The sequence below is a fragment of the Candidatus Paceibacterota bacterium genome (assembly GCA_035452965.1).
GTDB lineage: Bacteria > Verrucomicrobiota > Verrucomicrobiia > Limisphaerales > UBA8199 > UBA8199.
Genome location: DAOTCE010000003.1, coordinates 1 through 13,238 on the forward strand (window position 1 = coordinate 1; position 13,238 = coordinate 13,238).

A 13,238-nucleotide genomic window follows, 5' to 3' on the forward strand; every position below is an offset into this window, starting at 1 on the left:
GTTCGCCAAATCCCCGGTTTCCTGGCGCTCTCCAGCTTGAAAAGGTGCGTCCTAGTTCAACGCAGGCGGAAGCCGCTTCGGAAGACGACTTCGGTGAGGACGACGAGCAGGAAGACGGCGCTGACCACGGCGTTGAGGCGGAAGAAGGCGAGGTTGATCCAATTGAGGCTGCGGCGGCGGGCAATCCAATGCTCCAGGACGAGGCAGAGGACGATAATCATCCAACCGACGAGGTAGGCGATGCGGAATCGGCAAAGGAGTCCGAAGACCAGCAGCAGGCCGCACGTGATGAGGTGGGCAAGGAAGGCCGTTTGCAGGGCATTCTTGGGCCCCCAGGCGACGACGAGGGAGCGAAGGCCGTGTGCTCGGTCGAATTCGTAGTCCTGCAGCGCGTAGATGATATCGAAGCCGACAAGCCAGAGAATCACAATGCCGGCCAGGACGACCATCTGGAGGACTTCCCAGGGGGAGATGTCCGCGCCCTTGACAGCGAGCCATGCGCCGACGGGGGCCAGCGCCAGGGCCAGCCCGAGAAAGACGTGGGTGTAATCAGTAAAGCGCTTGGTCAAAGAATAGAAACAGATGACGGCGAGCGCGACTGGCGAGAGGCAAAAGCAGAGAGGATTAAGCAGGAAACTGGCGATAACGAATCCGGCGCCCGAGAGCACACACAAGGTCACGGCACTGGCCAGGGTGATCTGGCCGGTGGGCAGGTGCCGGTCGGCGGTGCGAGGGTTGAGGGCGTCGAACTTGCGGTCCACGATGCGATTGAAGGCCATTGCGCAGGTGCGGGCGCATACCATCGCCGCGAGAATTAAACCGAAGGTGCGCCAGCCGGGCCAGCCGCGGTTATCGCGGGCGGCGATGGCCATGGCGGCTACGGCAAACGGCAGGGCAAAGACAGTGTGGGGGAACTTGACGAAGGAAGCCCATTTGCGCAGGGCGTTCACTCCCGCTCCTCCTGCCAGCGGGGGACGAGTTGTTGCGGCAGGCCGAGGTGATCAAGGACGCGGGCGACAACAGTGTCAACGAGTTGCTCAACGTTTTGCGGGCGCGAGTAGAAGCAGGGGTTGGCGGGGAGCATGGTAGCGCCCGCCTGGAGAAGGAGTTCGAAGTTCCTGATATGGATCAGATTGAGCGGCGTCTCGCGGGGGACGAGGATGAGCTTCTTCTTCTCTTTCAGGGCCACGTCGGCCGCGCGCAGCAGAACGTTCTCGCTGTAGCCGTGCGCGATGCGTCCCAGGGTGCCCATGCTGCACGGGATGACGACCATGGCGTCGGGCGCGTTGGATCCGCTGGCGAAGGGGGCGTTCATGCTCTTGAGGTTGTGGGGGATTACGCCGGGAGGCAGGCGCAAGCCGCCGGGCAGTTCCTCAGCGATGACCGCCGGTGCGTATTGGCTGAGAATGACGTGAACCTGGTGCCGGGAGGGATCAAGGTTATCCAGCAGGCGCTGGGCGTAAAGCGCGCCACTAGCTCCGGTGATGGCGACAAGTATTTTCAAGAGCGACGAATGTTTGCGTTGCAGACTGCCAGAATATGGCCACGGGCAACCGATACGGCAAGCGGGTTTGCGCGCGGGCGCGGAAACGGCTTGTGTCGCGACGGCGCAAGCGCACAATACCCAAGTGTCAGAATCAGGCAATGTGTTTGCCCGCGAGCCAGGCGGCTGCGTTTGGGTGTTCTGCCTGCTGGCCGTAGCGCTGGCGGGTTGCGCTACCAGACCGCATGAGCCAGGTGAGTCGGTGTCGGATTGGGAACAGGAGGAGGTAGCTGCCACGCCGGCAGTGCCGCCTGCCCCGGTGGTTGTGCCATCCCCTGAAGCGGCGCCAGTCCCGCCACCGATTGTTGTCACCGATGAGCCGACTCAGACCTGGGTTCCGCTGGGCCGCTGGTGCCTGGCTAAGGGTTTGGCGGCGCCGAACCTGCTGGCGGTGGCAATGTTCCCGACCTATTCGTTAAGCACGGCCAAGGGTGTATTCGTGATTCGCGCGGGCAGTGATTCAGCGCGTTGGGACGGTCTGGAACTGCGGTTGGGGTTCCCGCCGCAGGTGATAGATGGACAGCCCTACATGCACACGCTCGACCTGAGCAAGACGCTGGAACCACTGGCTACCGGAGGATCCGCAAGCCTTCAGGGAACCAACCTGACGATCGTCATCGATCCGGGTCACGGCGGCAATGATTCGGGGGCCAAGTGCGTTCTGGGCTATGGCTACGAGAAGGACTTCACGCTGGATTGGGCGCGCAGGGCGGGGGCGCTGCTGGCCGAGCAGGGGTGGCAGGTGTTTCTGACGCGCACCGCGGACGTGGACATGGCGCTTTCGAACCGGGTCGCGTTCGCCGAGGCGCACCAGGCCGACTTGTTCCTGAGTTTGCATTTCAACTCCGCGGCACCGAGCGATCGCGAGGCCGGCTTGGAGACTTACTGCCTCACGCCGACGGGCATGCCTTCGAACCTCAGCCGGGGCTACGGCGACGACCCGGCACTGGCGTTTCCCAACAACGCTTTCGACGCGCAGAACCTGCAGTTGGCGTTGCGGGTGCATCGGGCGCTGCTCCAAGTCAACGGGCGGCTGGATCGGGGCGTGCGGCGGGCGCGGTTCCTGGGGGTGCTGCGCGGACAGAACCGCCCGGCGGTGCTGGTGGAGGGAGGCTACCTGTCCAATCCCGCCGAGGCGCGGCGGATCGCCGATCCGGCCTATCGGCAGCGCCTGGCGGAAGGAATCGCCCTGGCGGTCGTGGAGACTTCCGAAGGCAGAAGCGCGAAGTCCGAAACGGGGGTTCCAGGACCGAACGACCCAAACCGTCGGGCGGAGTTGGTGTCCAGGAAGGCGGGATCCCAGTGACGCCGCAGCCCGCAGCTCGCAGCCCGCAAAGGATTCTGGTCACCGGCGGGGCGGGGTTCATCGGGTCGCACCTGGTGGAGCGGCTGCTGGCGGAGGGCAATTCGGTGACCGTGGTGGATGACCTCTCGACCGGGAGCCTGAACAATCTGCGCGCGGTCAAGACCAGTTCCCGGCTGCGGGTGATTGAGTCAAAGCTCTCGACCTGTCGCGTGTTGGGACAGTTGGTGGCGGAGGCGGAATGCGTTTACCACCTGGCGGCGGCGGTGGGAGTGGACCTGGTGGTGCGGTCGCCGATTCATGTGCTGGAGACGAACCTGCACGAGACGGAGGTGCTGCTGGAAGCGGCGGCGGCGGAGGGCGTGCCCGTGCTGTTGGCCTCCACCTCGGAGGTGTATGGCAAGAGCCAGAAGGAAGCGTTTAGCGAGGAAGACGACCTGCTGATCGGCCCGCCGCACCAGTCGCGGTGGAGCTACGCGTGCTCGAAGCTGATGGACGAATTCCTGGCGCTGGCCTACGCGAAGGAACAGGCGCTGCCGGTGATCATCGCGCGCCTGTTTAACACTGTTGGCCCGCGTCAGACCGGGCAGTACGGCATGGTGCTGCCGCGGTTCATCACCGCAGCCAGGCGAGGAGAACCGCTTCGAGTCTTTGGCGACGGCCTACAGACCCGCTGCTTCTGCTATGTGGGAGACACAGTTGAAGCACTGGTGCGCCTGCAAAACTGCCCGGCGGCACACGGGCAGGTGTTCAACGTAGGCAGCACCGAGGAAATCAGCATGCGAGACCTGGCCGGCCTGGTAATCGAGCTCCTGGGGTCCAGCTCAGTGGTTGAACTTGTCCCATACAGCCGGGCCTATGAACCCGGGTTTGACGATATGCGCCGCCGCAAGCCGGTGGTGGAGAAACTGGCCGCGACGGTCGGCTTTCGTCCGCTCACCCGGCTGCGGACCATTATTGAGCTGGTGTCAGGCTGCAAAGGAGACACACCGTATCCTAACCGTATCCACACCGGACCCACACCGTAGATACAGCCTTGACATCAGTGATGGATTTTGGCGTAAACCGCTGGCTTTGTTGCACTTACGATCAAGACCGGCTGCAAAGCGAGTTCCAGAGGCCAGATTTGTCACAAGTCCTTTAGCCGCAATGAGTTGCGCAAATCCGCCGGAAACGGCCCCCTATCCCTTTCTGGACGCTTCGGCGGTGCCGCGCAGGGTTCCAACTGCCTGGAAGCGATATGACTGCCGCCGGCCCTGGGATTGACTTTTCACCAAAAACAGGGGTTACTGGCGAATAAATGCTCCCCGTACCGTCGTTCGAGGGATTAGTGGAATTCGGCCCGGGCTTCTCACCGCGCTCGCAAATCAGCCACGTGGTATTTGACTTCGACGGCACGCTGTCCTGGCTGCGGCATGGCTGGCCGGAGCTGATGTTTGAAGTGTTCCGGGAATACCTGCCCGACACGAAGGACCACGCCGGCGCAGCGGTGCACGAGCTGCTGATGGAGGACATCCTCGCGTTAAACGGCAAGTCCTCAATTCACCAAATGATCCGTGGCGTGGAGCGATTGCGCGAGCGTGGCGGACGGCCCCCCAGCCCCGAAGCGTTGCTGCGGGAATATCAGAAACGGCTCGACACGGTGATCCGGGAACGGACCGAGGCGATTCTGACCGGGAAAGCGCGCCGGGAGGATTTCGTGGTGCACGGTGCGCGGGGCTTGCTCGAAGCGCTCCGCGGGCGCGGCCTGACCCTGATCATTCTGAGTGGCACCATCGAGCATCGGATCAAGGAGGAGGCTGACCTGCTCGACCTGGCGCGCTATTTTGGCCGCCACATTTACGGCGGCACGGCCGATGTGGCGCAGTCCTCGAAGCGGGCGGTGATTGAGCGCTTGCTGCGGGAGGAAGGCATTTCGGGCGAACACCTGCTGTCCCTCGGCGACGGGCCGGTGGAGATCGAGGTGACGAAGGCCGCGGGCGGGCTGGCGGTGGGGGTGGCCAGCGACGAGGAGCGGAATGGCTCCGGCGCCATGCAGCCGCAAAAGCACAAGGTGCTGGCCGCCGCGGGCGCCGACATGCTCATTCCGGATTATCGTGATGCCGCGGCGCTGATGGAGTGTATTCTTGGCCCATGAAAGAGTTCCCTGAACCCCTGGACCTCAGCAAAGTAAAGGTCTATCCGCTGGCAGAGCGGCAGAGCTTAAGCTCGCTTGAGCAGATCCTGGTAGATCCCAGCCGGCCTCCTCGCGCCTGCGAGCCGGAGATCCTGGCGTTGATCCGCAAGTGCGCGCGGCAGGTCGCGACGGCCCGCAAGCGCAACGCCAGCGTCATCCTCATGTATGGCGCGCACCTGATCAAGAACGGCGCCATGGCGATTGCAAACCAGCTCGTCAAGTCCGGCTGGGTGACCCATCTCGCCACCAACGGGGCGGGCACCATCCACGATTGGGAGTTGTCATTTCTCGGTCGTACGGAGGAGAGCGTCCGCCAGAACGTGGCCACGGGCACATTCGGCACGTGGGACGAGACCGGGCGCTGCCTTCAACTGGCGCTCCTCGCCGGCGCATTGCGCAACGACGGCTACGGGCGCAGCCTTGGCCGCTTCATCTGCGAGGACGGTGTGACGCTTCCCACGACAGAGTCCCTGGAGAAGTCGCTGCGGGACCGGCCGGCGGACCCAGCCGCCGCGGCCCAGGCGGAGTTGCTTCGGACCATGCTCGTTCATCACCTGCCGGCGGGGCGGACCACGGTGCCGCATCGGTGGAAGGAGCACTCGATCCTGGCGGAAGCGTTTCGCGCCAACGTGCCGCTGACAGTCCATCCCGGGATCGGCTACGACATTATCGCGACACACCCCATGTTCAGCGGCGCGGCAGTTGGCCGGGCGGCGGCATCGGATTTCCAGCTATTCTGCCGCGCGGTGGAAGGACTGGATGGCGGCGTGGTGCTTTCGGTCGGTTCGGCGGTGATGGCGCCGCAGGTGTTTGAAAAGAGCCTCAGTTGCGTCAACAACTTGCGGTTGCAGGCCGGGCGGCCCATCGTGCGCGACCACGAGTTCTTCGTGGTGGACATCCAGGACGGCGGGAAGTGGGACTGGTCCCAGGGCGAACCGCCCAAGGACAACCCGGCCTACTACCTGCGCTTCTGCAAGAGCTTCTCCCGCATGGGGGGCAACATGACTTACGTCCAGTGCGATAACGTAGGGTTCCTGCATAACCTGCTCCAGCTGCTGCTACGCTGAGAAGCATGGACGCTGCGCGCTTCAACGAAATCGTCGAGCGCTATCCCGCGTTGCGCATCGCAGTCGTGGGCGATTTCTGCCTCGACCGCTACCTGGAGATTGACCCAACGAAGCAGGAAACCTCCCTCGAGACTGGGCTGCCCGTCCACAATGTCGTGAACGTGCGCGCGCAGCCGGGCGGCGCGGGGACCATCGTGAACAATCTGGCCGCGCTGGGAATTGGAGCGATCTTCCCGCTAGGCTTGATTGGCGAGGATGGAGAGGGGTACGAACTATGCCGCGCGCTGGAGGGTCTGGCCGGGGTGCAGTCGCGCCACATGGTGCGCACGCCGCACCGGCACACGTTTACCTACTGCAAACCGCTCATGGTGGAGCCCCACAAGCCGCCCGTGGAGCTCAACCGCCTGGATCTCAAGAACTGGACGCCGACCTCAACGTGGCTCCAGGAACTCCTGGCCACCCAACTCCTGGAGGTGGCGGCGCAGGTGGATGCGATCATTGTGCTGGACCAGGTTGGTATTCCGGAAACCGGGGTCGTGACCCGGAAGGTTCTGGCGGCGCTGGAGAGTCTGGTGGAGACGAGGCCGGGGCTGCTGGTGCTCGCCGACAGCCGGCGTGGGTTGCGGGGCTTCCCGCCGGTCGTCTTCAAGATGAACGCGGCCGAGTTGTCCGCGTTAACGGGAATGCCGGGCGAGTTGAGCCCAGCGCAGATTGAAGCCGCCGCCGTTGACCTGGCGCGCCGGAATGGCCGGAATGTGTTCGTCACGCAGGCGGCTCGCGGCATGCTGGGCGCCACGCCGGACGGCCAAACCCATTGCACCCCCGCTCTGCCTCGGCGCGGCGAGATTGACGTCGTCGGAGCTGGAGACGCGGTGTCCGCCAATCTGACGGTGGCGATGGCCGCCGGCGCCACCCTGAGCGAAACCCTGGAGCTGGCTAACGCTGCCGCATCTGTGGTCGTCCATAAACTCGGCACCACGGGCACGGCTGATGTTCCTGAGATTCGGCGTCTGGCCGTCTCGCCAGGCAATTCATAAGTGTGTCGCGCCTAATCGCCAGGTTGCTGATTGGTTTCTCCATCCTTGCGGTCCTGCTGGTGGTGGTCCAAGTGGTTCTCACTCTGAGCCGGCCGGCGCCTGTGCCGGCGCCTGTGCCGCCGTTGCCCAAGCCCAACGGGTATGACGATTTTGTGCAGGCAGGTCGGATGCTTGCCAAAGACACCTCGGGTTTCGTCAGCCTGAGCGACGAGGAACTGCGTGCCCTCGTGGAGAAGAATGCCGACGCCCTGAAACTGGCAAGGACGGGATTGACCCGTGCCTGCCAGGTGCCGCTGGACGACTCCCCAACCAACCGCGCGCGAATCGAGGATATATCCTGCATCAAACGCCTCAGCCAGGCCCTGGCGGCGCAAGGCCGCCTGGCGGAAAGGGAAAACCGTCCCGCCGATGCGACCGAGGCGTATCTCTCGATCATCCAATTGGGCAGGGCCATTAGTCAGGGCGGGGTGCTGCTTGACTTGATGGTGAGCAGCGCTGTCGAGGCAATTGGCACCAGCGGACTGGAGCAGGTGGTCCCGGCCCTGGATGCCAGGCAGTGCCGCGAAGCCGCTGCCGCGATTGAGTCCTCCGAGAGCCGGCGTGAGCCGCTGGAAGCCGTGCTGGCACGGGAAAGAGAATGGGCGTATCGAAGCTACGGTCTCAGAAAGCGGATCTACCAGGTGCTCTTGTCCAGGCAGGCGAAGCAAATTGAGCAAAAATCGGCTGCCAGGGTGCAGACCCAGCAAGTCCGGCTGCGGGGTTTGTTGGTCCGGTTGGCCGCCCGCGCCTACGAGTTGGAAAAGGGCAGGCCGGCCACGAGTTTTGCGGATCTGGTGCCGGTGTATCTCAAGGCCATCCCCCAGGACCCGCAGACCGGCACCAACCTGTCCTACCGTCCCTGAGCCGCAGCCCGAACGCCGGCTCCAGACTGAGAGATTACAATTGCCCGTTTTTTCCAATTGCCCGGCGGCCTGCCGTGGAGGATACTCTTGTAGTGCCCGACAGAGAACTTGTCATGCCTGTTAAACTGAGGCGCAGGTTTCGCAAAGCCGGCGGAGGGGCATTCACGCTTATTGAATTGCTGGTGGTGATTGCCATTATTGCCATCCTGGCGGCGCTGCTGCTGCCGGCGCTGGCCTCGGCCAAGGAAAAAGGCAAGCGCGCCGTTTGCAAGAGCAACATGCGCCAGACCGTTTACACCGTTCACATGTATGGCATGGACTTTCAGGACTATGTGCCCGACGGGCGCGACAACAACCGTCCCCCCCAGTGGCACGCTATTCGTGTCAACAGCGTCACCTACACGAACATGATCCGCTATACCGGCAACTTGAAGGTCATGGACTGCCCGAATTTCACCTACGGCAGCTTCAAGCGTTATGCGAACGCTTACGGCTTCCTGGTGGGCTACGCCTACCTGGGCCGCGCGTTGGACGCCTCGACCTTGAGCAGCTGGCCGCCCACCGCGCCCGAATACTGGCGCTCGCCGATAAAGACCACCGAATCCGGCACCAACTTCATCGTGGCTGACGCCAACACGTTTGGCGGAAGCTTGAACATGGCGCCACACGGAAAGACCGGGCCGATGAATCGCACCAGCCAGGCTTCGCCGACCATACCGGCCACGTTCATCAACGACGCAGGTGGGAACGACGACCCGAAAACGATCGGCGGGGCTGGAGGCAATGTCGGCTTCCTTGACGGCTCGGTCGTCTGGAAGAGCATGCGGCAGATGCAGAAGCGGTTTGCCTCCTCCTACATCCTCTACTACGGCTACTGGTGAGCGGGGTCGTCCCACCCGCTCAACTCTGCTCCCCGCGATAGACACACCGGGCGGTGCAAGTTTCGGCCACCACCACCTCCGTCAACAGAGGCAGTCTTGGTTTGAGCCTTCGCCAGATCCAGGCGGCAACATTCTCGCTGGTCGGGTTGTCCAGTCCGGGGATGTCGTTGAGGTAGAAGTGGTCGAGCTTCTTCCAGATCGGCTGGAAGGCCCGCGTGATGTCGGCGTAGTCCATCAGCCAGCCGAGCCTGGGGTCGCATTCGCCGGCGACGGCAACCTCCACCTTGAAACTGTGGCCGTGCAACCGGCGGCATTTGTGCGACTTGGGCAGGTGTGGCAGCAGGTGCGCCGCCTCAAACTGGTAGGTCTTGCGTAGTTCCATCTTCATGCAATTCGTGCCACTCATTTACGTTCTAGCTTCCTCGATCCGGCTCCCAATCTGTCCAGGTCACCAGGTCGCCCAGTGCCGGCCGGCCATCGTGCCGCCAGGCCAGCGGCGGCTCCTGCATCCGGCCGAGCGGACAGACGCGTGAGACCCCCCAGCGCGCCAGTGCGGTCGCCAGCGCCTGCGCCATGTCTTCGGGTGCGGCAAGCCCCACCGTCGAAACTCGGCCCCGCACGCCGTCGGCACTCTGCAACGCTTCGGTCAAGTCCTTCACGCTCTTGACGTAGATGAACCGGTTCAGGCAGGAAGCCTGGAAGCGCGGATCGGCTTCGTAGATCACTGTCCAGGCCGTTGAATCCCGGCTGCACCACTGGCGGGTGTCCGGCGAGTGGGCGGCACGCACCTCGTAGAAAGCGCGCCGCGAAGCGATGGCAGCGGCAGCTTCCACGGGCAGCTCGCCGCGCGGTTCGGTTTCCTCGCGCCGCTCCAACTCCTCCGCCAGCATTTCGGCAAACTGCTCGGGCAGCACCGCCCCGCCCTGCTCCACGTAAATGACGTGCGGCGAAAGGCAGCCCTGTTGGTTCCAGGCGGCGACATCAGCGGCGGCCTGGCCGGCAATCCGCCGCGCGCCCGAGGCGGCCAGTGCCGCGCCTGAAACATACGCAAAGCTGACCCGGTGGCCGTAGCCCACAAACCGCGCTTTGCCCGGCAGCCGCTGGCGAATCGCCGCCAGCGTTTCATCGGTGCCCGTGGCCGTCACGCAGTCGGCCTCGTCGAACAAGGCCTTCTCCAGCTCCTCGCTTCCCCCGCGCCACTCGGCCACTTCCAGGCAGGCGCCCAGTTTCGGTTCCACCTCATACAGCGAGTGCGCAAACAGGCGCGGCAGCAAGGTTGTGCCGCTGGCGCACTTCACGAACTGCGCTGACCGCCCCAGCACGCCCAGCACCATCGAGCCAAGCGTGGGGCTCGGCAGGTTGCCGGCCGCGATGTGCACCAGCATCTCCGGAGCGGTCACCAGCGAAGCGCGGTGCGTCTTTTGCTCGGCATCGCCCGACACCATCTCGTCGAGCCGCTGCGCGTGACCCAAATCCTGTTCCAGCAGGGCGTGGAAGTGCTCCGGTGTCAGCTGTCTGAAGAAGGCGTCCAGCCCCCGGACCAGTGTCGCGCGGGGGAAGCCGGTTGCGCCTGGCCCCTGTTCAAGGGCCAGCTTGCGAAACTGGTAATCCGGTTCGCGCCAGCTTCGGGCCACGTCGCTGATCACGCGCACGAGGCTGTGCGTGGAACGGTGGGCCAGGTAGCGCTCGCGGTTGCGCCTAAGCGTCCGGCACGCCTCGCTAATCATCACGGGGCTTAGAGTCGCCGCCGCGGGCAGGTCCGCCAGAAAGTAATCAGGCAGGTTCATGTCAGCAAAGGCATCGAGTCCGGGCGCGCTGCCGACGTCACCGGCCCTTCGCGCCGTTGAATGGCGCGCAGGCAAAGCAGCCCGGTGAGCGATGCCAGCGTCAGCAAAGCAACGGCCAGGTAGATCGGAAAATAAGCGCTGACCGTGTGCGCCGCGGGTCCAAGGAGCCTGACCTTCGCGCCCACTGCCCAGTGAGAGAGATTGCCGATCACACCGCCGCCCATGACGAACAGGCCAAACGCGCGTCCGCGCACGGCGTCCGGCACCGAGTCCATCAGCGCCGCCTCGGTCATCGGGTAGCTGGCCATGAAGAAGAACCCATAGACCAGCAGCACCGGGAGCGTCCAGCCGGAAGGCACGTGCGGAAAGACCGCCATGGCCGCGGCTGCCACCGTTAGAACCAGTGCGATCCAGCGCTTGCGGCCCCGGTCGCTCAGGTGGCCGAAGAGCGGATTGCTTATGATCGCCGCGACAAACATGCCGCTTAAAGCCAGCCCGGTCCACTTGGGATCGTAGTTGCGGGCGTTCTGCAGGAACAGCGAGCTGAGGCTGCCCATGCTCGACCCGGCGAAATCGCGCACACTGAACGCCAGGCAGTATAGCAGGAAGAAAATCCAGAGCGCGGGAGTGGGAAACATCCGCCCTGCCCGATCAGAGTTGCGCTCGGCCGCTGGTGCGGGCTGCTCATCGTCCGCCAGCCAGTAGAACAGAGCGGCGACAGCTATCCCCAGCAGGCCCAGCTCAAGCACCGGCCGGCGCCAGGCAGCCGGGCCCAAAACCGGTTCGAGCAGGCCCGCGCGCCAGCCGGCGTAGATTGGCCCGACGAAGAAGCCCACGCTCGCCCCGATGCCGACCAACCCAAGCGCCTTGCCCCTGCTGCCCGGATACAGACGCGCCACCATCGCCGTGGCGGCGGGGTGATAAAAGCTCCCACCAAATCCGGCCGCGGCGACCGCCACGAGCGTCCACGCATAATTTGGCGCCAGCGCCAGCGCCACAAATGCCAGCCCGTTGAGCGCCAGCCCAAAACCGAGCAGTTTCTTGCGATCCATCCGGTCCGCCAGCACCCCAATGGGATAGCTCGGCGCGAAGCAGGCCGCCATCATCACGGTCATCAACAAAGTGGCCTGGTCCACGCTGGTCAATTTGAGGTCTCTTTGGATCAGCAGGTAGAGGGGGATCAACACCACCTGATACACGTGTGTGAAGCCGTGCAGCAGGCCGGTCAGCCAGAGCGTCCGGGTCCGATGTTGGTCGTGCGCGTTCATCGGATCGGCCTAGCCAGCCAGCAGCGAACACCCGCGCGGCTCGGCTGCGGCTGCCCTGCCGACCAGGGCAAAACCATCGCCGCGGCGGATGCCTAAATCCTCGGTCTGAATTGCCATCACCGAATACACGTTCGCCAAATCGAACACGCGAATCAAACCGGTTTCGCCCTCGCCCACCTCGCGCCCGGTTTCCGGGGAAATGATCTGCACTCGTGCCCAGGGCGGGAAGCAGAAGCAAGCGTTCGGGTTCGCTGCCAGCGGAGGTTCTGCGCCCGGCCACCCAACCTGCGAATCGTAGGCCTGGGAACTGAGCTCGCTCATGCCGTATTCGGAGACGATGCGATTCAGAGGAATACCAAAGCGCTGCGAGATAAACGCGTGCAAGGCCGCTTTCGGCAAAGTGCGCGAGCGGCCCTTGTAGCCGCCCGTCTCCATGGCGCAGGAACCGGGCGGAAGCTCAAGTCGCAGGCTCCGTTCCGCCAGGCGATCCAGAAGTTGCACAAATGAAAACGCGGTGCCAGGCACGAGCACAGGTTGCCCGCTGGCGCACGCCTTGCGCAGGATTTGCAGCGCAGCTTCCAGATCAACCGTCCAGGCGCCATCCTCATGCACGCTGCCGACAAAAGCCGATTCGGTGGGAGCGATCTCGCGCCGAATGGTTTGGAACATGTGAACCAGCGAGGAATGCGGCGCATCTGCCGGTGGCGGCGTGAGAATTGCCAATTGGCAGTTGGCGGCCGGGAATTGGAAATGGGCCTTGAACCAGGCCAGCACGGACGCTTCATACACTGCGAGCGACGCAGCGTTGTGTAAATGTCGGCTGGGCTGGTGCGCGGTCGTGCCGCTGGAGTGAAAGACGGCTGTGCGCGCTTCCGGCGGCAGGCACGATACCTCCAACTTCTTGAAGGCCGAAGTCGGCACGGCCGGGATGCCGGTCCAGTGCGTCACCGTGTCGGCTCGCACATTTCGAGCCTCGCAGAACCGGCGATACAGAGGGTTCAGCTCGAATTGGAGAGCGAAGAGTTCGAGGGCGAACGGTTCGAAGAACGGCATGTCTCCAGAGGCACGCTCCTGCACTCTCGGGGCAACGTCCATAAGCCGGCGCAGCCGCGCGGCAAAGCTCGTTAGATCGCTGGTGGAACTCATGCGGTTTTGATTTAGCCAGGCTGGTTTTCCGCCACAGCCCGGAGTAGATATGTAGCCGCGTTGGAGGTTGACCGCAAGCGTGCAGTTCCCATTTGCTGCTTTACGCTGCTGGGTCGGTCCAGCAGAGC

At 64.0% G+C, this 13,238-nt stretch carries 13 protein-coding genes; 7 read left to right on the forward strand and 6 right to left on the reverse strand.

What is annotated here, in order from left to right; translation table 11 throughout:
* Nucleotides 1-56 precede the first annotated feature (56 nt).
* Together P5205_03940 and P5205_03945 are read right to left on the reverse strand one after the other, a co-directional pair.
* Nucleotides 57-950 carry a UbiA-like polyprenyltransferase gene (locus P5205_03940; GenBank protein ID HSA09500.1) on the reverse strand — a complete coding sequence of 298 codons (894 nt, stop codon included), beginning with the start codon at nt 948-950 and terminating at the stop codon, nt 57-59.
* Nucleotides 947-1,504, reverse strand: coding sequence for a UbiX family flavin prenyltransferase (locus P5205_03945; GenBank protein HSA09501.1), 558 nt, complete (start codon nt 1,502-1,504; stop codon nt 947-949). The genes P5205_03940 and P5205_03945 overlap by 4 nt, the downstream gene beginning before the upstream one ends.
* Before the next feature lie 124 nt (nt 1,505-1,628).
* Here P5205_03945 and P5205_03950 point away from each other — a divergent pair, with 124 nt between their 5' ends.
* The 7 genes from P5205_03950 to P5205_03980 all read left to right on the forward strand — a co-directional run bounded on the left by P5205_03950 (nt 1,629) and on the right by P5205_03980 (nt 8,909).
* Nucleotides 1,629-2,849, forward strand: a complete 1,221-nt coding sequence (locus P5205_03950) for an N-acetylmuramoyl-L-alanine amidase (GenBank protein ID HSA09502.1) — start codon at nt 1,629-1,631, stop codon at nt 2,847-2,849.
* The gene (locus P5205_03955; GenBank protein HSA09503.1) at nt 2,846-3,874 is read left to right on the forward strand and encodes an NAD-dependent epimerase/dehydratase family protein; all 1,029 of its coding nucleotides are present in this window, start codon (nt 2,846-2,848) and stop codon (nt 3,872-3,874) included. The genes P5205_03950 and P5205_03955 overlap by 4 nt, the downstream gene beginning before the upstream one ends.
* Nucleotides 3,875-4,146: 272 nt before the next feature.
* A complete protein-coding gene (locus P5205_03960; protein HSA09504.1) occupies nt 4,147-4,983 on the forward strand; it encodes an HAD family hydrolase in 837 nt (278 codons plus the stop codon).
* Nucleotides 4,980-6,089, forward strand: a complete 1,110-nt coding sequence (locus P5205_03965; protein HSA09505.1) for a hypothetical protein — start codon at nt 4,980-4,982, stop codon at nt 6,087-6,089. The genes P5205_03960 and P5205_03965 overlap by 4 nt, the downstream gene beginning before the upstream one ends.
* Nucleotides 6,090-6,094: 5 nt before the next feature.
* The gene (locus P5205_03970) at nt 6,095-7,126 is read left to right on the forward strand and encodes a PfkB family carbohydrate kinase (protein ID HSA09506.1); all 1,032 of its coding nucleotides are present in this window, start codon (nt 6,095-6,097) and stop codon (nt 7,124-7,126) included.
* A 2-nt stretch (nt 7,127-7,128) separates the two neighbouring features.
* Nucleotides 7,129-8,028 (forward strand): hypothetical protein, encoded by a 900-nt coding sequence (locus tag P5205_03975; GenBank protein ID HSA09507.1) that lies wholly within the window; start codon nt 7,129-7,131, stop codon nt 8,026-8,028.
* Between the two features lie 113 nt (nt 8,029-8,141).
* Nucleotides 8,142-8,909 carry a prepilin-type N-terminal cleavage/methylation domain-containing protein gene (locus P5205_03980; protein ID HSA09508.1) on the forward strand — a complete coding sequence of 256 codons (768 nt, stop codon included), beginning with the start codon at nt 8,142-8,144 and terminating at the stop codon, nt 8,907-8,909.
* A 19-nt stretch (nt 8,910-8,928) separates the two neighbouring features.
* On the opposite strand, the gene queD is transcribed toward P5205_03980, so the two are convergent.
* Genes queD through P5205_04000 form a run of 4 tightly spaced genes read right to left on the reverse strand, consistent with a single transcriptional unit; the run spans nt 8,929 to nt 13,110 of the window.
* Nucleotides 8,929-9,297 (reverse strand): 6-carboxytetrahydropterin synthase QueD, encoded by a 369-nt coding sequence (gene queD, locus P5205_03985; protein HSA09509.1) that lies wholly within the window; start codon nt 9,295-9,297, stop codon nt 8,929-8,931.
* A gap of 25 nt (nt 9,298-9,322) precedes the next feature.
* On the reverse strand, nt 9,323-10,696 hold the full coding sequence (locus P5205_03990; protein HSA09510.1) for an acyl-CoA reductase: 1,374 nt from the start codon (nt 10,694-10,696) through the stop codon (nt 9,323-9,325).
* Nucleotides 10,693-11,964, reverse strand: a complete 1,272-nt coding sequence (locus P5205_03995; protein HSA09511.1) for an MFS transporter — start codon at nt 11,962-11,964, stop codon at nt 10,693-10,695. Before P5205_03995 ends, P5205_03990 begins: the two co-directional genes overlap by 4 nt.
* A gap of 9 nt (nt 11,965-11,973) precedes the next feature.
* A complete protein-coding gene (locus P5205_04000) occupies nt 11,974-13,110 on the reverse strand; it encodes a hypothetical protein (GenBank protein HSA09512.1) in 1,137 nt (378 codons plus the stop codon).
* Between the last annotated feature and the right edge of the window lie 128 nt (nt 13,111-13,238).